Source organism: Bradyrhizobium sp. IC3195, assembly GCF_020193585.1.
Taxonomy (GTDB): domain Bacteria; phylum Pseudomonadota; class Alphaproteobacteria; order Rhizobiales; family Xanthobacteraceae; genus Bradyrhizobium; species Bradyrhizobium yuanmingense.
Window position 1 is genome coordinate 115,642 of the sequence record NZ_JADYVG010000001.1, and the last position, 24,072, is coordinate 139,713.

Sequence of the window (24,072 nt, forward strand, 5' to 3'; positions counted from 1 at the left end):
ATGGCTGACACGGCAAAGCCGAGCTTACGCGATCTGGATCCCCAGCAGATGAGAAAGCTCGTCGCGCTGGCCAGGGATCGCGGCCGGAGTGCCGACAGGAGTGGCGCCAGTGCCATTCCGGTGGTGGCGCGGAGCGGATCGTTGGAAATGTCCTTTGCGCAGCAGCGGCTCTGGCTGCTGGCGCAGCTCGATGGTACGAATTCCAGCTATCACATTCGCGGAGCATTGCGGCTTACGGGCGAGCTCGATCTCGAAGCCTTGCGTCGCAGCATCGACCGTGTGTTCGCGCGCCACGAAGCCCTGCGCAGCGTCTTTCGCGTAGTGGACGAACAGCCGCGCGTGGTGCTGCTGCCCACGGATGCGCGTGTGCCGCTGCTCGAACATGATCTGAGTAGCCGGGACGTTCGCGAGCAGGAGCTGGCGCGCCTCTGCCGCGAGGAGGCCGCGACGCCGTTCGATCTCGCCGCTGGACCGTTGGTCCGCGGTCGCCTGATCCGGATGGCGGAGGGAGAGCATCTCTTCTTGCTCACCCAGCATCACATCGTCTCCGATGGCTGGTCGATCGGCGTGCTCATGCGCGAGCTCGGCGCTCTCTACCGGGCATTCGCCGCCGGCAAGGACGATCCTCTGCCGCCATTGGCAATCCAGTATCCGGACTATGCCGTCTGGCAGCGGCAATGGCTGTCGGGCGAACGCTTGCAGCGGCAGGTCGACTATTGGCGAGAAGCACTCGCGGACGCTCCTGCCGTGCTTGAATTGCCGACGGATCGGCCGCGTCCGCCAATCAGGTCGCTCGCCGGGGCGTCCCTGCCGATCGAGATCGATGTGGAGCTGGCCTCCGGCATCAGGCGACTGAGTCAGTCGCATGGCGCCAGTGCTTTCATGACGGTGCTGGCGGCCTGGGCAGTGGTGTTGTCGAGACTCTCCTCGCAGACCGATATCGTCATCGGGACTCCGACGGCCAACCGAAATAGGCCGGAGATCGAGGGCCTGATCGGATTCTTCGTCAACATGCTGGCTGTCCGCGTTGATCTCTCGGCGGAGCCCAGCGTGGCCGAACTGCTCCGCCGCGTGCGCGCGGCGGCGCTCGCGGCGCAGGATCATCAGGACCTACCGTTCGAGCAGGTCGTCGAGATCGTCCAACCGCTGCGACGGCCGGAGCAGACACCGGTCTTCCAGGCCGTGTTCGCCTGGCAAAACAACGAGAGGGGGCCTCTCGAGTTGCCCGGCCTCAAAGCCGAGGTCGCTGATATTCCGCTGCAACAGGTCAAGTTCGATCTCGAGCTCAATCTCGGCGAGATGGACGGGCGCATTGTCGGCTCCCTGAATTATGCGACGTCGCTATTCGACGAAGCGACGATCACGCGCCATCGGGGCTATCTGTTGACCGTGCTGCGGGCGATGATCTCCGATGCGGACCAGGAGGTCGACCGGATCGAAATCATTGGTGCCGATGAGCGCAGGCGCGTTCTCGACACTTGGAACGAGACGGCCACGCCGTTTCCCTCCGAAAGCTGCATTCAAGATCTGTTTGCGGAGCAGGTGAGAAGGGCGCCGGAGGCCATTGCGCTGGCATACGAGGACGTTCGTCTGAGCTATAGCGAGCTCGATGCGCGGGCGAACAGGCTTGCGCGGCACTTGATCACCTTGGGAGTGGTGCCGGATCAGCCCGTTGCGATCTGCCTGCCGCGGGGCATCGCAATGGTGGTGAGCCTGCTGGCCGTGCTGAAGGCGGGCGGCGCCTATCTGCCGCTCGATCCCGCTTATCCTGCGGAGCGGCTACGTCAGATTGTCGAGGATGCCAGGCCGCGCCTGCTGATCGCAGACGCCACAGGACGCGCGATCATTCCAGATGGGACCTGCGAGATGGTCGACCCCGACGCAGACGCAGGGCTGGCGACGTCGGATCCGAGTGTTCTCCTCGAAGGCCTGACTGCGCGAAGCCTCGCCTACATCATCTACACGTCCGGCTCGACCGGTCGGCCGAAGGGGGTGATGGTCGAGCACCGTGGCCTGGTGAATTTGGCGTTGGCGCAGCGGGCATTGTTCAACATCAATTCGAGCAGTCGCGTCGTGCAGTTTGCCTCGCTCAGCTTCGATGCCAGCATCTGGGAAATCGTCATGGCCCTGTGCTCGGGCGCCGCGCTGTTTCTGGCCGGCACGCGCGAGCATCAGGACACCGCGGCATTGTTCGGCTATCTCGCGGACAATGCGATCACGCATGCGACCTTGCCGCCGGCGATGCTGCACGGGCGGACCGATCTCGAACGGCTCGCCTCGTTGCGGGTTCTCGTTCTTGCCGGTGAATTGCCCAGGGCCGAGCTGGTCAAGGGATTGCCTCCTGATATTGCCGTCTTCAACGGTTATGGGCCGACGGAAGCAACGGTCTGCGCCACGAGCTGGTTGCGGCATCGGGGCTTTGATGGCGACGCGGCTCCGATCGGTCGACCGCTGCCGAATGCGCGGATCTATCTTCTGGACCGGTTCGGTGCGCCCGTTCCGCTCGGTGCGGTCGGTGAAATCCATATCGGAGGGGTCGGCATCGCGCGCGGTTATCTCAATCGCGCCGATCTGACGGCGGAACGCTTCGTGCGCGATCCCTTCTGCGGCGATGCGGATGCACGCGTGTACCGCACCGGCGATCTCGGCCGCTATCTCCCGGACGGCAATATTGCGTTTCTCGGCCGCAACGACCACCAGGTCAAGATCCGTGGCTTTCGTATCGAGCTCGCTGAAATCGAGTTTCGGCTCAACGAGCACGCCGACGTTGCCGATTCAATCGTGCTGGTGCAGCGCAATCATGGCGGCGACATGCGGCTGGTCGCCTATGTGGCCGCTAGGGGGGGCGTAAGGCGCGATGGCGGAGAGCTTGCCAGCGCGTTGCGCGATCACCTGCGTGCGTGTCTGCCGGACTACATGGTGCCGTCAGCGTTCGTAAGTCTCGATGCACTCCCGCTCACGCCGAATGGCAAGGTGGACCGCAAGGCGCTGCCGGCGCCGGAGAACGATGCATATGCGCGGCGCCGTTTCGAACCGCCGCGAGGCGAGGTCGAGCAGATTGTCGCAAATATCTGGGCCGAGCTCTTGGGCGTCGATCGGATCGGACGCAGTGACCACTTCTTCGAGCTCGGCGGCCACTCGCTGCTCGCAGTGCGCATGCTGGAGCGATTGCAGCGGCATGCGCTGAGGGCGGATGCGCGCATGCTGTTCGCGAAGCCGGTGCTGGCGGAATTTGCCGCCAGCCTCGATGGCGGCGTAGAAGCGGACGTTCCGGTCAATCGGATCACCCGGCAGACGACGGCGATCACACCGGAATTGTTGCCGCTGATCGCGCTAACGCAATCCGACATCGACAGCATCGTGGCCGGCGTTCCCGGCGGCGTCGGCAACATCCAGGACGTCTACGGCCTCTCGCCACTTCAGGACGGCATCCTCTTCCACCACCTGCTGTCGAAGGAAGGCGATCCCTATCTGCTGGTTGGCCGGATGGCTTTTGCCGACCGCGACCTGCTCGATCGCTATCTCGACGCGGTCCGGCAGGTGATCGCTCGCCACGACATTCTGCGAACGTCCATCGTGTGGAACGGCCTGTCCACACCGGCTCAGGTGGTCTGGCGGCAGGCGCCCTTGGTCGTCACCGAGATCGTGCTGGACGGCGAAGGCCCTGGGGATGAGCAACTCGCGCGACGATTCGATCCGCGTTTGCATCGGATCGATCTCGGACGGCCGCCGCTTTTGCGATTTGCGGTCGCGGCCGATCCGGGTGGAGAGCGCTGGCTGCTTTTGGTCCTGCTGCATCATTTGATTGGCGACCACTCCACGCTCGAAGTGATGCACGACGAGGTCGGGAAGATCCTGTCCGGGCGGAGCCACGAATTGCCGCCGCCTTATCCGTTCCGGAATCTGGTGGCACAGGCGCGCGGATCGGCGGCGACCGTGGAGCATGAGCGCTTCTTCCGCGGCATGCTCGCCGACATCGACGAGCCCTCCACGCCGTTCGGCCTGGATCGGGTGCACGGCGATGGTGCCGGTATTGCCGAAACCCGGCTGATGCTGCCCGAGAGCTTGAACGCAAGGCTTCGTGTGCAGGCGCGGCGGTTGGGCGTCAGCCTCGCCAGCCTTTGCCATCTCGCCTGGGGGCAGGTGGTGGCGCGAACCAGCGGGCGCGAGCACGTCGTGTTCGGGACCGTCCTGTTCGGCCGCATGCACGCCGGCGCGGGCGGCGATCGCACCATGGGCTTGTTCATCAACACCTTGCCGTTGCGGCTGGATCTTGGTGACGCTGCGGTCGAGGACAGCGTTCGTGATGCGCATCGCCGGCTGACCGAACTGATGGCACACGAGCACGCCTCCCTGGCGCTCGCGCAGCGATGCAGCGGCGTCACGGCACCTGCGCCTCTGTTCAGCGCGGTCCTGAACTATCGGCACAATGCAATGCCGGCGGATCTGGCTGCCAACAGGGAGAGCACCGGCATCGAATGGCTCGGGGGCGAGGAACGCACCAATTATCCCCTGATGCTGGCGGTCGAGGATTATGGCCAGGCGCTTGGCCTGACCGCCCAGATCGTCCATCCGTTCTCGGCCGATCGCATTTGCGCCATGATGCAGCAGGCACTCGATCAACTGGCCGATGCGCTGGATCGCGCGCCGCGTGCGCCGGTCCGGCAGCTCGACATTTTGCCCCCCGACGAGCGGCAGCTGTTGCTGGAGACGTGGAACCGGACGCAGGCGCATGATCGGCGACAGTCGTTGATCGAGCAATTTGAAGCACAGGTCCGGAAGTCACCTGAGGCGATCGCGCTGGTGTTCGGCGAGGCGGAGCTGAGTTACGCTGCGCTGAATGCGCGCGCCAACCGGCTGGCGCGACGATTGCGGGATCACGGCGTCGGGACCGAAATCGTGGTCGGGCTGGCGCTCGACCGCGGCGTCGAGATGCTGGTCGCGCTGCTGGCGGTGCTAAAAGCCGGCGGGGCCTATTTGCCGCTCGATCCGGATTACCCGCCGGAGCGGCTGGCGCACATGCTGCGCGACAGCGGCGCGGCGCTGGTGCTGACGCAGGAGAGATTGCACGATCAGTTCGCAGCCATCCTGGCGGAGACCGGCGCAGAGGCCTGGCTCGTTGATGGACAGGACGGCGAGGGCAGCGATGCCGCCAATCTCGATGTCGCCGTTCACGGTGAGAGCCTCGCCTATGTGATCTACACCTCGGGCTCGACCGGCCTGCCCAAGGGCGTGATGGTCCGTCATGACGCGGTGACGAACTTCCTCGCGACCATGGCGGAGCAGCCCGGCATGACGGCCGCCGACCGGGTGCTTGGCCTGACCTCGCTGTCCTTTGACATCGCAGTGCTTGAGCTCTGGCTGCCGCTGACGATTGGCGCCTGCGTCGTGCTGGCGGATCGCGCGGCCGCGCATGATCCTGCCAAGCTCAAGGCGAGCGTGGAGCGGCATGGCGTGTCCCTGATCCAGGCAACGCCGTCGACCTGGCGGATGCTGCTCGATCATGACGGCCCTGCGCTGCCGGCGAGCTGCCGGGTGCTGTGCGGCGGCGAGGCGCTGCCGCCGGATCTGGCGCGGCGGCTGGTGGCGCAAGCCGGCGAGGTCTGGAACCTGTACGGTCCGACCGAGACCACGGTGTGGTCGGCGCGCCATCGGCTCGATGCGATGGATGATCGTCCGCTGCTGGGCCGCCCGATCGGCAACACCACGCTTTACGTTCTCGACGGTGACCTCAACCTCGCGCCGGTCGGCGTCGCCGGCGAGCTCTATATCGGCGGGAGCGGGCTCGCCCGCGGCTATTGGCAGCGCGGCGGCCTGACGGCGGAGCGCTTCATCCCTGATCCGTTCGGTCCGCCGGGGGCGCGGCTGTACCGCACCGGCGACGTGGCGCGGTGGCGATCCGACGGCGTGCTCGATTATGTCGGCCGTGCCGATTACCAGGTGAAGATCCGCGGCTTCCGCATCGAGCTCGGCGAGATCGAGGCGCGGCTGCAGGCGCAGCCGGGCGTCCGCGCGGCCGTGGTGGTGGCGCGCGAGGCCGGCACCGGCCGCCAGCTGGTCGGCTATGTCAGCGGCGAAGCGGTGGATGGGGCGGCGCTCAAAACGGCGCTGTCCCCGGTGCTGCCCGACTACATGGTCCCGGCGCGGATCGTGGTGCTGGAGCGTCTGCCGCTGACGCCGAACGGCAAGATCGACCGCAAGGCATTGCCGGCGCCGGATCAGCTCGCGGAGTCAGAACGCATCGCGCCGCGCACGCCGGCGGAGGCTGCATTGGCCGCGATCTGGGCCGATCTGCTGCGCCAGCCCAATATCGGTGTCACCGACAATTTCTTCGAGCTCGGCGGCGATTCCTTGATCGCGGTCCAGCTCGTCAGCCGCATCAAGCGGGATCTCGGCCACGACCTGCCGCTCAATCGTCTGTTTGAATTGACGACCGTTGAAACCATGGCTGCTGCGCTGGGCCTGGAGAGCGAGATCGACAAGCGAAGCGACGACATCGTAGCGATGCTCGACCTGTTGAAGGAAGTCGAACTGTCCCATGAGTGACACGGCAACCACGCAAAAGCAGCAGCTGCGCGACATTTCACGGCGCTTGATGCGTCTCGATTCCGGCAAGCAGCACGCGTTCGTGTCGCAGCTCGCGGCGAAGGGCGTCAACCTCGCCATGCTGCCGATCGTGCGCCAGGGGCGAAAGCGGGCGCCGCTGTCCTTTGCGCAAGCGCGCCTCTGGTTCCTGTGGCGGATGGATCCGTCCAGCGCGGCCTACAACATATCAGCGACGGTGCGCGTGCGCGGCCAGCTGCAACCACGCGCATTGCAACAGGCGTTCGATATGCTTGTCGCCCGCCACAGCGCGCTTCGCACCGTCTTTCGGCAGGAAGGGGAGCAGGCCGAACAAGTCATCCAGGTTCCGCAGCCGGCCGCATTGCGGCACCTGGCCCTCGATGGCGACGACCGCGAACGGCAGGCGCGCGAGCTTGCGCGGCAGGAGGCTTCCCTGCCGTTCGATCTCGAGGCCGGCCCGCTTATGCGCGCGACGCTGCTGACGCTGGACGAGGGCGATCACTTCCTCGTCGTCAGCCTGCACCATATCGTGGCCGACGGCTGGTCGATGGGCGTGCTGGTTGACGAGTTCTGGAAACTGTACGCGGCATTCGCTTGCGGTGAAGAACCGGCGCTGCCGGAGCCGGAGATTGACTATGCCGACTACGCCGAATGGCAGCGGCTCTGGATGAGTGCGGTCGATGGCGAACGGCAGGTCGGCTACTGGACCAGGCGTCTTGCCGATCCGGCGGTGCTCCAGCTGCCGATCGACCGGCCGCGCCCGGCGGTCCCGGATCTGGCGGGATCGGCACATCGCATCCCGCTCGACCCGGCGCTAGCCGATGGCTTGCGCGGGCTCGCGCGGCGGCATCGCACGACCCTGTTCGCCGTCCTGCTGGCGAGCTTCAAGCTGCTGCTCTATCGCTACACCGGGCAGTCCGACATCAACATCGGCGTGCCCGTCGCCAACAGGCATCGCGGCGAAGCGCGCGGCGTGATCGGTCTGTTCGTCAATACCCAGGTGCTTCGCACGCAGATCGACGGCCGCGCGGCGATCGCGGACTTCATTGCGGCGGTTCATGCGGCCACTGTCGAGGCACAGGAAAACCAGGACCTGCCGTTCGAACGTCTGCTCGAAATCCTTCGGCCCACGCGCAGCCTGAGTCAGAATCCACTGTTCCAGGTCCTCTACAATCACCAGCGCCGTCGGGCGTCGGCTAGTCCATCGGATCGGACCGGTCTCCAGATCGAGACGATCGATACGGAGGTCGATGCCGTCAAGTTCGACCTCGCGCTCGATACCGAGGAGGGGCTGTCAGGCGAAATCCGCGCCGTCTTTACCTATGCGGCGGCGCTGTTCGAGGCGGCGACGATCGAGCGTCTTGCCGCGCATTGGACCACGACCCTGAAGGCCATGGTCGCCGACGACGCGCAAGGGATCGCCGATGTGGCGTTGCTGTCCGAACAGGAACTGGGGCAGTTGCGGCAATGGAATCGCGCCGACGAAACGGCAAGCTCATCGTTCACACCGGTGCATCGGACGGTTGCACGGCTGGCCGCCGAAACGCCCGACGCGCCGGCGCTGGTCTTCGGTGACGATGAAATCAGCTATGCCGAGCTCAACCGCCGCGCCAATCGGCTCGCGCACCACCTGATCCGCCTCGGTGTCGGGCGCGACGACCTTGTCGGTGTCTCGGCACGGCGTTCGCCAGGCCTCATTACAGCGCTGCTCGCCATCTTGAAGACGGGTGCAGCCTATCTGCCGCTCGATCCCGAGCATCCGGCCAGACGACAGGTCGGCACCCTGCGCGATGCCGGCGCGCGTGTCGTGCTGGTCGACGCAGATAGTTCGGCGTTAACGCCGCCGCCAGCTGGCGTTGTGGTCGTTCCGCTCGGTGCGATCGATCTCGCCAAGGAGAGCGAAAGCGATCCCGAGATCGCGGTGGTGCCAACCAGCCTTGCCTATGTGATCTACACCTCCGGCTCCACCGGCATCCCCAAGGGCGTCGCGGTCGAACACGGTCCGTTCGCCATGCACTGCGAGGTGACGGCCGGGCTCTACGACATGGATCGGCACTCGCGCGAGCTGCACTTCCTGTCCTTCACCTTCGATGGCGCCCATGAGCGGCTCTGGACCGCACTGACCTGCGGCGCGGCGCTCGTGATGCGGGATGCGGACCTGTGGTCCGCCGAACAGACTATCGAGGTTCTGCGCCGGCAGCGCGTCACCAATGCCGGATTCCCGCCCGCCTACCTGCAACAGCTCGCTGATTTCGCGATGTGGCGTGGCGATCCGCCGCCAGTCGAGCTGTACTCGTTCGGCGGCGAGGCGATGCCAAAGGCCGGCTTCGACAAGGTCAAGCGCGCGCTCAAGCCGCGGGCATTGATCAACGGCTACGGGCCGACCGAAACCGTGGTCACGCCGCTGGTCTGGAAGGTCGATGCGAGCGAGGAGATCGACGGCAATTATGCCCCGATCGGTCGCCCGGTGGGCCGCCGCTCGGCGTACATCCTGGACAATGATTTCAACATCGTCCCGGTCGGCGTGACCGGTGAACTGTTCATCGGCGGCGAGGGCTTGGCGCGCGGTTACTGGCAGCGCGCCGAGCTGACGGCCGACCGCTTCGTCCCTGATCCGTTTGGCGCGCCGGGCGCGCGGCTGTATCGCACCGGCGATCTGGCGCGGTGGCGCGCCGATGGCGTCATCGAATATGTGGGCCGGACCGATCATCAGGTGAAGATCCGCGGCTTCCGGATCGAGCTCGGCGAGATCGAGGCATGGCTGATGCGGCAGGCCGGCGTGCGGTCGGCCGTGGTCGTTGCCCTTGAAGCCAGCGTCAGCCGTCAGCTGGTCGGCTATGTCGCCGGCGATGGGCCGTTCGACGAAGCGGCGATGCGTGCGGCGCTCTCGGATGAGCTGCCCGACTACATGGTGCCGGCCCGCATCGTGCGATTGGACCGGCTGCCGCTCACCGCGCACGGCAAGGTTGATCGCGACGCCCTGCCGGCGCCTGAGATGCCGGCCGCAACCACCGCGCATGTCGCGCCGCGCTCCGCAGCCGAGACGGTGCTCGCTGCGATCTGGGCCGAGCTGCTCGGCCAGCCCGCCATCGGCGCCACCGACAATTTCTTCGAGCTCGGCGGCGATTCCATCATCTCGCTGCAGTTGGTCGGTCGCGCGCGCCAGGCGGGCCTGCTGATCGAGCCGCGTGACGTCTTCCGGCATCAGACCTTGCAGGATCTGGCGCGCGTGGCGCGGAGTGAAGACAAAGCGGAGATCGTCGCCGCTGAGATCGATCTCGACGGCCGCGAGCACCTGCTGCTGCCGATCCAGTTGCGGTTCCTCAGTGAGGATGCAGGGGACCGTCATCACTGGAATCAGGCCGTCCTGCTGATGCCGAAGTCGCGGCTCGACTGGAAGCTCGTCGAGCTCACGCTTGCCGCTCTTGTCGCGCATCATGCGGCCCTGCGCCTGCGCTTCGAGGAGATAGACGGTGTGTGGCGTGCCATCTATGGCGCAGCGCCTTCAGCGTCGGAGCTGCTTTGGATTCGCAGCGACGTTCGCGATGCCGCCGAGGTCACGGGAGTTGCCGCGTCGGCTCAGACCAGCCTGTCGCTGGCCGGACCGCTGCTGCGTGTGGTCGGCATGGATCTCGCGGACGGCAGCCAGCGGCTTCTGGTGGTGGTGCATCATCTCGTCATCGATGGCGTGTCATGGCGGATGCTGCTCGAAGACTTTGCGGCGGCGTACGATCAGCTCCGCCAGGGTGCGGCTTCAGTCGCGCTGGTGAGGAGCGAATCTTATGCATCCTGGGGCGCGCGATTGCAGGCCTATGCTGCGACCGACGAGCTGGCAGCCGAGCTCGACTATTGGCTGGAGCGAGGATCGCATTCCGCGTTTCCCTGCGATGACGATCATGGGGGGGTAGATCGGGTTGCCGACGGCGAGGAAGTCCTGCTGGCGTTCGACGCCGGATTGACCACGCGGCTGCTGAAGGAGGCCCCGACCGCCTACCGTACCCAGGTCAATGATCTCCTGCTGGCGGCACTTGCGCGAGCGGTGTCGCGCTGGAGTGGGACTGAAGATGTCGTCGTCGAGCTCGAAGGCCATGGCCGCGAGGACGTCTTCGCAGGCGCCGATGTGTCCCGCACCATCGGCTGGTGCACCACTGCGTTTCCGGTGCGGCTGCCGGGCGGCTCCGGGGACGATGCCTCTCTGATCAAATCCGTCAAGGAGGAGCTTCGGGCCGTTCCCAACCGCGGCCTGGGGTACGGCGTCCTGCGTCATCTCGGCACCGAAGCCCAGCGGAGCGCCCTGGCGGCACGTCCTGAGCCGCGCATCGTCTTCAACTATCTCGGCCAGTTCGATTCCAGCATGGGAGAGAGTGCCCCGTTCCGCCTCGCGCCCGAGAGCTCGGGGCCGATGCGCAGCGAAAGCGCGCCGCTCGGTCGCTGGGTCAGCATCAACGGTCAGGTCGGGGAAGGACAGTTGCGCCTGTCGTTCAGCTATGGCCGCAGGCGTTACCGGCGCGCAACGATCGAACGTCTCGCCGAGCATTACGCGGCTTCCTTGCGCGAACTCCTCGCCCATTGCACGGGCGGCGCCCGCGGAATCACGCCGTCGGACTTCGCCTTGTCGAACCTGAAGCAAGCTGATCTCGACGCGCTGGTTGCAACGATCGACTGCCGCGAGATCGAGGACATCTATCCGCTGTCTCCGATGCAGCAGGGTATGCTGTTCCATGCTCTGCGTGATGGCGAGAGTGGCAACTACGTCAACCAGATTGGCCTGGAGGTTCGTGGTCTCGAGGCCGGCAGGCTGCGCGCAGCCTGGCACGAGATCGGTTCGCGCCACGCCGTGTTGCGAACCGGATTTGCGTGGCGCGAGCTGTCGGGGGCCGCGCAGCAGGTGGTCTATCGCTCTGCGCCTTTGCCATTCGAGGAAGAAGACTGGCGAACGCGGGCGGCCGCCATGGAAGAGGAGGAGCTCCGGGTTGCGCTCGCGGGTATTGCGCAAGCCGAACGCGCCAGGGCATTCGACCTGTCGCAAGCGCCATTGCAGCGGGTCCGGCTGATCCGGCTCGACGAGGCACGCCACTGGCTGATCTGGACCCACCACCATATCCTGCTCGACGGCTGGAGCGCCGCGCGTCTGATGGCGGAGATCTTGCAGCACGAACGCGGCGAGCGGCTGCCCGCTGTGAGGGGCCGCTATCGCGACTACATCGCGTGGTTGCAAACGCAGGACCGCGATGCGTCGACAGCATTCTGGCGCTCCGCCTTGGCAGAACTGGAGGAGCCTAGTTTCCTGGCGGACACGCTGGGAGGACCAGTAACCACGGATTCAGCCGGCCATGGGTCGCTGGATCTGCTGCTCACGCCGGATCTGACGGTAAACTTGCAAGCCTTTGCCAGGCGCGAGCACGTCACGTTGAACACGCTGGTGCAAGGCGCGTGGGCGCAGCTGCTGCGTCGCCACACCGGCCAGAGCGCGGTCTGTTTCGGCGCGACGGTATCGGGCCGGCCGGCCGAGATCAGCGGGTCCGAGGACATGGTGGGCCTGTTCATCAACACGCTACCCGTCGTCGATCAAGCAGCCCCGCAAACGGAAGTGGGAGCGTGGTTGCGCGACCTCCAGGCGCGCAATACGGATCTGCGCGATCATGGCTGGATGCCGCTCTATGACATTCAGCGTCTTGCCGGCCGTTCCGGCCGCGCGCTGTTCGACAACATCCTCGTGTTCGAGAACTATCCGATCGATCAGGCGCTGCGGGGCGAGAGCGATAGCGGACGCCGGTTCGGCCGGGTCGAGCAGGTATCGATTACCAATTATGCGTTGACGGTGGCGGTCTTCGCTAAACCCGACGGCATCAATCTGGGCTTTCGCTACGATCGCAGCCGTTTCGACCACGATCATATCAGATATCTGCAAGCCTCGCTGTCGCAACTGCTGGCCAGGATCGTGGCGGACGCCTCGCGGCCGCTGGGCGCGCTGGACAGCCTCGATGCCGATGAGGAGCAGAGATTGCTCGGCTGGGGCGGCAGCGCCGAGCGGGCACCGAAGCTTGGCGACACTATCGTCGCGCAGATCGAAGCCCGGGCCGCGGCTTCGCCATCATCGATCGCCTTGATCTTCGGTGAACGACAGATCAGCTATGGCGAGCTGAACGCACGTGCCAATCGCCTGGCCTCGCGGCTGCGGGAGCACGGGATCGGTCGCGACCGACTGCTCGGCTTGGCGCTCGAGCGCAGCGTCGAGCTGATCGTCGGCGTCCTGGCCGTGCTGAAGGCCGGCGGCGCCTATTTGCCGCTCGATCCCGACTACCCGTCCGATCGCCTGCTTCACATGCTGCGCGACAGCGGAACGGCGCTGGTGCTGACCCAGGAGCGCCTGCTCTCGCATCTGGCGCCGGTGATCGCGGATGCGGGAGCCGAGGCCTGGACGATCGACGGCGAGGGCGAGGCCCACATCGAGATGCCTGCGGGCAACCCCGAAGCGGTGCTTCATCCGGACAGTCTGGCCTATGTGATGTACACGTCGGGCTCGACTGGCGTACCCAAGGGCGTAGCCTGCTCACATCGCGCACTCGCGGCACGGCTCGGCTGGATGCAGGCGGAGTATGGTCTCGATCCTGCCGAGACCTTGCTGCACAAGACCCCGTTCAGCTTCGACGTCTCGGTTTGGGAGATATTGTGGCCGCTCGCAGCCGGCGCGCGGCTCGCGATCGCCGCTCCAGGCGCGCATCGCGAGCCGCGAATCCTGGTGGACGCCGTCATCGCCCATGACGTGACGACGCTGCACTTCGTGCCGCAGATGCTCGAGCATTTCGTGACCGAGCCCGGCGCGCCGCGCTGCACCTCGCTGAGGCGCCTGTTTGCTGGCGGCGAGGCGCTGTCACTCGATCTCATGACGCGTGTGCGTGCGGCGTTCCCCCATGTGCGGTTTGACAATCGCTACGGTCCGACCGAGGCTCTCATCAACGCCACGTATTGGACCTGTCGCGACGAGGATGGGACGCGCGTGCCGATCGGACGACCCATTCCCGGCGTGACGATCCGCATCCTCGACGCCGATCTGAACATGGTTCCGGCAGGCGTGACCGGCGAGTTGTTCATCGGCGGGGCCGGTTTGGCGCGGGGCTATTGGCGGCGCGAGAAGCTGACGGCGGAGCGCTTCATTCCGGATCCCTTCGGGGAGCAAGGCGAGCGGCTCTATCGGTCGGGAGACCTGGCGCGCTGGCGCGCTGATGGTGCGATCGACTATGTCGGACGCGCGGATCACCAGGTCAAGATCCGCGGCCTCCGCATCGAGCTCGGCGAGATCGAGGCGCGGCTGCTCGAGCAGCCCGGCGTTCGCTCCGCCGTGGTGGTGGCGCGAGAGGTCGGCGCCGGCCGGCAGCTCGTTGGCTACGTCAGCGGCACGGCGGAGTTGGAAGAGGCTACGCTGCGGACAGCGCTGTCGGCCGTCCTGCCGGATTACATGGTGCCGCCGAGAATTGCCGTGCTGGAGCGGCTGCCCTTGATGCCGAGTGGCAAGGTTGATCGCCAGGCGCTGCCGGCGCCCGACATGGCCCATGGCCATGCGGATCATCAGGCGCCACGCACGCCTGCGGAGATCGCCTTTGCGGCGATCTGGGCCGAGCTGCTCGGCCGGCCGGCCGTCGGCCTCACCGACAATTTCTTCGAGCTCGGGGGCGATTCCATCATCTCGCTCCAGATGGTGAGCCGCGCCCGGCGCGCCGGATACCTGATCGAGCCCCGCGACGTATTCCAGCATCAGACGCTCGAAGCTCTGGCGCGCGCGGCGCGGACCGAGCAGCGCACGGGGACGCTCGCCGATCAGGGGCAGGTCATCGGCCCGCATCCGCTCTTGCCGATTCAGTCCCGCTTCTTTGCTGAGGACATGGAGAATCGGGATCATTGGAACCAGGCTGTGCTCTTGCATCCGCGAGAGCGCCTCGACTGGAACGTGATGCGGCGCGCGCTCGCCGCCGTGGTCGATCATCATGATGCGCTACGCCTGCGCTTCGAGCAGAAGCAAGGAAGCTGGTATGCCGAGCACGGCGCTGCTGTTGGCGCGGAGGAACTGCTCTGGGTCCGGCAGGCGGCCGGCCGCGATGCCGTGACGGCGCTGGCATCGTCGGCGCAAGCAAGCCTGTCGATCTCCGGCGGGGAGCTGTTACGGGCCGTCGGCATCGATGTCGCTGACGGCAGCCAGCGTTTTCTGATCGTGATCCACCATCTCGTGGTCGACGGGATGTCATGGCGCATTCTGCTGGAGGACGTCGCGTCCGCTTACAGGCAGCTTGCGAAGGGTGACGCCGCGGCCGCGCTTCCGCCCAAGACTCATGCTCACGCGCTGTGGGGTCAGCGCTTGCGGGCTTACGCGACCTCGCCAGAACTGGCGACGGAGTTACCCTACTGGACCAGCCGCTGTGCAAATGCGGACGTTCCCTGCGACGAGGACCACGCGGGCAACGATCGCATCGCCGATGCCGATGAGGTCCTGCTGTCATTCGAAAGTGAATGGACGCGGCGCCTGCTGACGGATGCGCCATCGGCTTATCGTACGCAGATCAATGATCTCCTTCTTGCCGGCCTTGCACGCACCGTCTGGCAGTGGAGTGGGCACGACGACGTTCTCGTCGAGCTGGAGGGGCATGGCCGCGAGCCTCTCGCTGGCGATCTCGACCTCTCGCGCACGGTCGGCTGGTTTACGACGGCCTTTCCCGTGCGGTTGACCGGTGGCTCGGAAGATCCTTCGTCATTGATCAAAACCGTGAAGGAGGAGCTTCGCGGCATTCCCGGCCGCGGACTGGGCTACGGCGTATTGCGTTATCTTGGCTCCGAAGAGCAGCGCTTGGCGCTATCGCACGCTGGCGAGCCGAGGATTGCGTTCAACTATCTCGGCCAGATCGACGGAGGCGATGAGGCGGCGCTGTTCAAGATGGCAGCGGAAAGCGCCGGCCGATCGCGGGATGCATCGAGCCCGCTGCGACGCTGGCTGACGGTGAACGGCACGGTGCGCGATGGTCGGTTGTTTCTATCGTTCGGGTTCGGCCGCAAGCGCTATCGGCGCGAGACGGTCGAGCGGCTGGCCGCGTTGTACGAGGCTGCGTTGCGCGAGCTGGTCGATCACTGCACCGGCGACGCTTGCGGTCTGACACCATCGGACGTGGCGTTGTCGGGGCTGGGTCAGACCGAGCTCGACAGGCTTACGCTTGATTGGCGCGAGATCGAGGACATCTATCCATTGTCGCCGATGCAGCAAGGCATGTTGTTCCATGCGATGCATGACGGCGAGAGCGGGCTCTACGTCAACCAGGTCGCGGCGGAGATCCGTGGGCTGGAAGCCGGAAAGCTGCGCCGCGCCTGGCAGGCAGCCAGCGATCGTCACGCGGTGCTGCGGACGGGATTTATATGGCGTGACCTGTCCGGCGCGCCGCAACAGGTCGTCTATCGGCGGGCCGAAGTGCCCTTTATCGAGGATGACTGGCGAGCACGGAGTGCGACGTGGGACCAGGCGCAACTGGATGCGGCGCTGGCCGACGTTTCGCGGCAGGAGCAGGCCGCCGGGTTCGACCTGTCGCGACCACCCTTGCAGCGGGTCCGGCTGATCCGGCTCGGCGCCGACAGGCATTGGCTGATCTGGACGCATCACCACATCCTGCTCGACGGATGGAGCTCGGCGCGTCTGATCGCCGAGGTGATGCAGCATAATGGCGAGGGACGTCTGCCGGCGCTGCATCACCGTTATCGCGACTACATCGCGTGGCTGAAGGCTCGCGACAGCGACGCCTCGGCGGCGTTCTGGCGCAATGCGACGGCAGAACTTGACGAGCCGGGTTTCCTGGCAGACAGCCTGGCTGACCGGTCGGGCGCGCAATCGTCAGGCCACGGCACCCTCGCGCTGGAGCTGGATGCGGCTCTGACCGGACGCTTGCAGGAATTCGCGGCGCGCGAGCGGATCACGATGAACACGCTGGTGCAGGCGGCATGGGCGCAGTTGCTGCGACAGCATACCGGGCAGGGCACGGTCTGCTTCGGTGTCACCGTGTCGGGCAGACCGCCGGAGCTCGCCGGCGCCGAAGAGATGGTCGGCCTGTTCATCAACACGTTGCCGGTCATCGACGGTGTCGGCCCGCAGCAGACCGTTGGATCATGGTTGCACGAGTTGCAGGATCGCAATCTGGCCCTGCGCGAATTCGGCGCGACGCCGCTCTACGAGATCCAGCGGCTGGCAGGGCGCCCCGGACGGCCGCTATTCGACAGCATCCTGGTGTTCGAGAATTACCCGGTCGATCGCGCGCTGATCGGACAGAACCGGCAGATCCAGGTCGGCGAAACCCGGATCGTCGAGAGCAGCAATTATCCTTTGTTCGCCAGCATCGGCGTCGATGAGCGCCTGCGCCTCGTCTTCAACTATCAGCGCAAATATTTCGACGAGGCTCAGATCGCACGGCTGCAGCGAACCTTTGTGCGGCTGATCGAGGCGCTGAGCATGGATGCCGATCGACCGGTCGGGATGATCGCGGCCCGCGACCCCGCGGATGACGTCCTGCTTGCACGGGCGAACGATACGCGCCGGGATGAACCGCGCGAGGGGATCATTGCGCAGTTCGAGGCACAGGTCCGGAAGTCGCCGCAGGCGATCGCGCTGGTGTTCGGCAAGGCGGAGCTGAGCTATGCCGCGCTGAATGCACGCGCCAACCGGCTGGCGCGGCGATTGCGCGATCGCGGCGTCGGGACCGAGATCGTGGTCGGGCTGGCGCTCGAGCGCAGCGTCGAGATGCTGGTCGCGCTGTTGGCGGTGCTGAAAGCCGGCGGGGCCTATTTGCCGCTCGATCCGGATTACCCGCCGGAGCGGCTGGCGCATATGCTGCGCGACAGCGGCGCGGCGCTGGTGCTGACGCAGGAGAGATTGCACGATCAGTTCGCAGCCATCCTGGCGGAGACCGGCGCAGAGGCCTGGCTCGTTGATGGACAGGACGGCGAGGGCAGCGATGCCGGCAATCTCGATGTCGCCGTTCACGCCGAGAGCCTCGCCTATGTGATCTACACTTCGGGCTCGACCGGTCTGCCCAAGGGCGTGATGGTTCGCCACGACGCCGTGACAAACTTCCTCGCGACCATGGCGGAGCAGCCCGGCATGACGGCCGCCGACCGGGTGCTTGGCCTGACCTCGCTGTCCTTTGACATCGCAGTGCTTGAGCTCTGGCTGCCGCTGACGATTGGCGCCTGCGTCGTGCTGGCGGATCGCGCGGCCGCGCATGATCCTGCCAAGCTCAAGGCGATTGTGCAGCGGCATGGCGTGTCCCTGATCCAGGCAACGCCGTCGACCTGGCGGATGCTGCTCGATCATGACGGCCCTGCGCTGCCGGCGAGCTGCCGGGTGCTGTGCGGCGGCGAGGCGCTGCCGCCGGATCTGGCGCGGCGGCTGGTGGCCCAGGCCGGCGAGGTCTGGAACCTGTACGGCCCGACCGAGACCACGGTGTGGTCGGCGTGCCATCGGCTCGATGCGGCGGACGATCGTCCGCTGCTCGGCCGCCCGATCGGCAACACCACGCTCTACGTTCTCGACGGTGACCTCAACCTCGCGCCGGTCGGCGTTGCCGGCGAGCTCTATATCGGCGGGAGCGGGCTCGCCCGCGGCTATTGGCAGCGCGGCGCCCTGACTGCGGAGCGCTTCATTCCCGATCCGTTCGGTCCGCCGGGGGCGCGACTGTACCGCACCGGCGATGTGGCGCGGTGGCGATCCGACGGCGTGCTCGATTATGTCGGCCGTGCCGATTACCAGGTGAAGATCCGCGGCTTCCGCATCGAGCTCGGCGAGATCGAGGCACGGCTACAGGCGCAGGATGGTGTCCGCGCGGCCGTGGTGGTGGCGCGCGAGGCCGGCGCCGGCCGCCAGCTGGTCGGCTATGTCAGTGGCGAAGCGCTGGATGGGACGGCGCTCAAAACGGCGCTGTCCTCGGTGCTGCCCGACTACATGGTCCCGGCGCGGATCGTGGTGCTGGAGCGCCTGCCGCTGACGCCGAACGGCAAGATCGACCGCAAGGCATTGCCGGCGCCGGATCAGCTCGCGGCGTCCGCCCAGCATGTGGCGCCGCGCACGCCGGTGGAGGTCACACTGGCCGCGATCTGGGCCGATCTGCTGCGCCAGCCCAACATCGGCGTCACCGATAATTTTTTCGAGCTCGGTGGTGATTCCATCATCTCGCTGCAGATGGTGAGCCGCGCGCGGCGCGAAGGCGTGCTCATCGAGCCGCGCGACGTGTTCCGGCATCAAACCATCGAGCTGCTGATTGCGTCGTCCCGAGATGTCGAGCCCGATAAGGAAGACCCCGCATCGGAGCGTGGCTCGCTGGCGGGACTCTCCAGTGAGCAGCTCGAACGACTCGGTCTGGACTGGAGCCGCGTCGAGGACGTCTATCCGCTGTCGCCGATGCAGCAGGGCATGCTGTTTCACAGCCTGCGCGATGCTGGCAGCGGCGTTTATGTCAATCAGGTCAGTGTCGAGATCCGGGGCCTCGACCCGGAACGGCTCGGCACAGCGTGGCGCGAGGTGAGCGCGCGTCATCAGATGCTGCGGACCGGCTTCCTCTGGCGTGAGCTCTCCGGCTCCCCGCTGCAAGCCGTCTATCGCGACGCCATCGTGCCGTTCGCACAGGAGGACTGGCGAGGGCAGGCGATCAGTGATGAAAGAATTGCGGCGGCTCTTGCCGATGAGCGCGCCGCCGAGTTCGATCTCCAGAGGCCGCCGCTCCAGCGGGTGCGGCTGTTGCGCCTCCAGGACCACCTGTATCGGCTGATCTGGACCTATCATCACATCCTGATGGACGGCTGGAGCTCGGCAAGGTTCGTCGGAGAAGTCCTGGAGTGCTATTACGGCGGCGCTGCCGCCGCGAACGCAACGCGCTACCGTGACTATATCGCCTGGCTGCAGGCGCAGGACGCCAAGGCTGCCGAAGCGTTCTGGCGTGAACAACTCAGGAGCTTCGATCAGCCAACGCAGCTCGCCGACGCCTTCGGCGCGCGCCGCCATCAGGCATCCGGCCACGAACGCTGTTACACGCGTCTCGGAGAGGCCGCCACCGCGGAGCTGAAGGCGTTCGCGCGCCGCGAACGGATCACGCTGAACACCGTCGTCCAGGGCGTGTGGGCGCTGCTGCTGCAACGCTATACGGGCCAGAACACAGTCACATTCGGCGTAACCGTGGCCGGTCGTCCGGCCGGTCTCGACGGATCGCAGCAGATGCTCGGGCTCTTCATCAACACGCTGCCCGTGATCGAAACGATTCCGCCCGAAAGCCCGATCGGAGAATGGGTCCGCGCGCTGCAGGACCGCAATTCGGCGATCCGGGACTACGAGCACACGCCGCTCTATGACATCCAGGGCTGGGCCGGCCGCGCCGGTCAGACCATGTTCGACAGCATCATCGTCTTCGAGAACTATCCGATCGAACGCAGCATGCACCGCGGCGCAGGCGCATTGCAGTTCAGCGGCCTCAAGAGTGTCGACGTGACGAACTATCCGATGGACCTCTCGGTGCTGGTCGAAGACACGCTCCAGGTCGAATACACCTATATGCCGAGTCATTTCACCGCAGCGCAGGCGGCGCAGATCAAGGCGCAGTTCGAGCTCTTGCTGGCGGAGCTGACTCGGGATGCCGCGGCCTTGCTTGGTAGCATCCATCCCCTCACAGAGCTCGACGCCGTCCTTGCGGATCGTTGCAATCGGCACGCGACGTCGAGCGCTCCGCTGCCGCTGGTGCATGAGGCGATCAGCAGCCATGCGCGGCGTCTCCCGGAGCGGACGGCGTTGACAATCGGCAGCTCGGTGCTCTCGTTCGGAGACCTCGAGCGCAGGGCCAACCGTCTGGCGCATCACCTGATCGCCCGGGGGCTCAAGCCCGAGCAGCGCGTCGGCGTGGTGGTCGAGCGAACTGCTGCCACGATGATTGCGCTGCTGGCCGTGCTCAAGGCGGGTGGGGCCTACGTTCCACTCGATCCCGAGCTGCCCTCGGAGCGGCGCGCGTTCGTCATGCGCGATGCCGCAATCGCGTTCCTGTTGACGGGTCCGCTCGAAATCGAGGGCAGCCCGGACGGCATGGAGCGAATTTCCTTGTCTTCGTTCGAGTTCGACGCGGGACCGGACCATCCGCCGCAGCCCGAACTGCATCCGGAAAACCTTGCCTATTTGATCTACACCTCGGGCTCGACGGGGACGCCAAAGGGCGTCGCTGTCGCCCACGGACCGCTGGCGATGCACTGTCACGTCACGGGCAGCCTCTACGAGATCGACGAGAGCTCCTGCGAGCTGCATTTCCTCTCGCTGGCCTTCGACGGCGCCCATGAGCGCTGGCTCACAGTTCTGTCGCATGGCGCACGGCTGTTGATGCGTGACGCCGAATTGTGGACGCCGGAACAGACCGTCGAGAACCTGCACGCCCATCGCGTCAGCCATATCGGATTGCCGCCGGCCTACCTCCAGCAGGTCGCCGATTGCGTCGAGCAGAGCGGCAATCCACCGCCGGTCAAGCTCTACTCGTTCGGCGGCGAGGCGATGCCGAAGGCGGGCTTCGACAAGGTCAGGCGCGTTCTCAAGCCACGCATTCTGATCAATGGTTATGGTCCGACCGAAACCGTCGTCACGCCGCTGGTCTGGAAAGTCGATGGCGCGTCGGAATGCGACACGCCCTACGCGCCGATCGGCGTGCCGGTCGGAGATCGCCGTGCCTACATTCTCGATGCCGCGCTCGACATCATTCCCGCCGGAGTCGCCGGCGAGCTTTATCTCGGCGGCTTTGGGCTGGCACGGTGCTATCACGGCAAGGCCGGTATGACCGCAGAGCGCTTCGTGCCTGACCCATTCTCGTCGACCCCGGGAGCGCGGCTGTACCGCACCGGCGATCTGGCGCGATGGCGCGAGGATGGCACCATCGAATATCTCGGCCGCAGCGACGACCAGGTCAAGGTCAACGGCTTCCGGATCGAGCTCGGAGAGATCCAGACCTCGCTGCTTCGTCATGAGGCGATTGCGCAGGCGGCGGTGGTGGCAGTGCCGAGTGCAGCCGGAAATCAGCTCATTGCCTATGTCGCGCCGAAGGCGGCAGATGACGCCGCGCCTGATGCGGCCGAGACGCTGGTCGAGCGCTTGACCGGTTTCCTGAAGCTCGTCCTGCCGGCCTATATGGTGCCGGCTCGGATCGTGGTGCTGGAGCGGTTGCCGATATTGTCGAGCGGCAAGATCGACCGGCGTGCATTGCCGGCTCCCGATGCGTCGATGCGGAGCTTCTTCCCCCCGCGAACCCCGGCAGAGATTGCAATGGCGCGCCTGTGGTCCGAGATCCTGGAGGTGCCGCAGGTCGGCGTCACCGACAATTTCTTCGAGCTTGGCGGCAATTCAATCCTGTGCCTCAAGGTCGTGGCGCGGGTCCGTCAGGACAAGACGTTCGGGATCGAGATCAAGCTGCGCGATCTGCTTCAGAAGCCGACGATCCGCGCCTTGCTCGCCGGCAGCGCCACCGCGGCGTCCGCCGTCGCACCCGCGCCATCGGCGCTGCTGCCGCTGAATGCCGCGGTTCGCGGCGTGAACCCGGTCTTCGCTGTGCATGGGGGCTTCGGCACAGTGTTCGACTACGGGCCGCTGGCGCGCCGCCTCGAAGGGCACCGGCAGCTGATCGGGCTGCAATCGAGAATGCTGGTCGATCCCTCGTGGACCGACGCCTCCCTCGAAGCCATGGCCGTGGACTACGCGGCCGAGATCAGGCGGATGCAGCCGCGCGGTCCCTATAGCCTGGTCGGCTGGTCCTTGGGAGGACTGCTGGTCGGTCTCGTCGCGGCCGAGCTCGAACGCGGCGGTGAGCGCGTCGATCGTCTCGCGCTGGTCGACAGCTTCGTGCCGCGGCAGCCGGACGGACCGAACCGGCAGGAGTCGATGGCACACTGGGCCGACGATCTCGCAGGATTGCTGTCCGCGGTTCTTCCGAGCGCTGCAGCCTCTCGCATCAAGGCGCAGGTCGAGGCAGCGAAACGCGCTGATTTGCCGGAGACGCCGGAGCGCATCCGCGATCTGGTCGCCTCTGTTGTGGAGCAGAGCAGGAGCGTGAGAGCGAACGACGCCTCGCTCGGCGCCGATGATTTGTCCGCTGCATTCGCAGTCGGACGGCACCTCAACAGGCTGGCGCAGAACACAGCGCTGCCGCGGGGCCTGGAAGCCACGCCGCTCTGCTGGTGGACCTCGACCCGTCTGGCACAGCGTGATCGGCTGGAATCGCAGATGCCGAAGGCGGTCGATCGCGGCTTCGTCGGCGACAACCATTTCACGATCCTGAGGGATGCCGGCCTGCTCGATGAGATCTGCGGTCTGCTCGTGCCGGCGGAGGCGTCGACGATCGCGCAGGATACGGTCCCGGAGCCAGCGGAGTAAGTCTTTGAGTCTTGATCCAGATATCGCGGCATTGCTCGAGATGGTGCAGGCCGGCACCGAAAGCGGCGCGCGCGTTCCGTTTCCGCAATTGACTGCTGCGCAGGCGCGGGCCGATTTCGATGCGTCCTCGCCGCTGCTCGACGTCGATCCGCCGGCGCTCGCCTACGAGCGGCGTTTGTCGCTGCCGGTGCGGGATGGCGCGATCATCGAGGCGCGGCTCTATGCGAGCGCGCAGCCGAGCGAACGCACTCCCATTCCTGTTCTTCTTTACATGCACGGCGGCGGCTTCGTCGTCGGCAGCCTCGATTCGCATCAGCCATTGTGCCGCGGCCTCGCCGAGGACAGCGGTGCGGCCGTGCTGTCGGTCGGCTACAGGCTCGCACCGGAGCACAAGTTTCCGACCGCTTTCGAGGATGCAGTCGATGCGCTGACCTGGATCGGCCTCGAGGGCCGCGCGATCGGGCTCGATCCCCGCCGGGTCGCCGTCGGCGGCGACAGCGCCGGCGGAACGCTTGCCGCCGCGCTCGCGATCGAGGCGAGGACAAACACGGGCCTTCCGCAGCCGGTGCTTCAGGTTCTCGCTTATCCCGGTCTCAGCTCCCGACAGACCTCCGCATCCTACCAGCGCTACGGTACCGGCCATCTCCTGGAGCGCAGCACTGTCGATTGGTTCTTCCGGCAATATCTCCGCGACGAGTCGGATCGCGACGATTGGCGTTTTGCGCCGCTCGCATCGGATGATTTGTCGGGCCTTGCTCCCGCATGCATCGTCCTCGCCGAGTTCGATCCCCTGGTGGACGAGGGGCACGATTATGCAGCCCGCTTGGCGGCGGCCGGCGTTCCCGTCGATCTGCACGTTTATCCCGGCATGATCCATGAATTCCTGCGCATGGGGAATGTCGTGGCCGATGCCTTGCAGGCGAGAGCGACGATCGGGCGGGCGCTGGCCAAAGCCTTTCTCGCCGCTGGTGAAAAGGCGGCCTGATATGGCAATGCAGCGTGAACGAGAGTATGTCATGATCATCATCTGTCGCGGCCTCTCTGCGAGAGGCGCCTGAACGGATCCCATGAGCACGTCTATTCCAGACCATAGGCTG

General features: G+C 66.1%; 3 protein-coding genes. All 3 read left to right on the forward strand.

The annotated features are described in order from the left end of the window. Genes I6F09_RS00510 through I6F09_RS00520 form a run of 3 tightly spaced genes read left to right on the forward strand, consistent with a single transcriptional unit; the run spans position 1 to position 23,960 of the window. A complete protein-coding gene (locus tag I6F09_RS00510; RefSeq protein WP_225187252.1) occupies positions 1–6,546 on the forward strand; it encodes a non-ribosomal peptide synthetase in 6,546 nt (2,181 codons plus the stop codon). Continuing rightward, complete coding sequence (locus tag I6F09_RS00515; RefSeq protein ID WP_225187253.1) at positions 6,539–22,975, forward strand: non-ribosomal peptide synthase/polyketide synthase; 16,437 nt, start codon at positions 6,539–6,541, stop codon at positions 22,973–22,975. Before I6F09_RS00510 ends, I6F09_RS00515 begins: the two co-directional genes overlap by 8 nt. Positions 22,976–22,979: 4 nt before the next feature. After that, the gene (locus I6F09_RS00520; RefSeq protein ID WP_036001621.1) at positions 22,980–23,960 is read left to right on the forward strand and encodes an alpha/beta hydrolase; all 981 of its coding nucleotides are present in this window, start codon (positions 22,980–22,982) and stop codon (positions 23,958–23,960) included. Positions 23,961–24,072 lie beyond the last annotated feature (112 nt).

What these genes read in the sequence shown, in the direction of transcription:
- I6F09_RS00510 (WP_225187252.1), top strand. Translation starts at nt 1, where the DNA reads ATGGCTGACACGGCAAAGCCGAGCTTACGCGATCTGGATCCCCAGCAG.
- I6F09_RS00515 (WP_225187253.1), top strand. Translation starts at nt 6,539, where the DNA reads ATGAGTGACACGGCAACCACGCAAAAGCAGCAGCTGCGCGACATTTCA.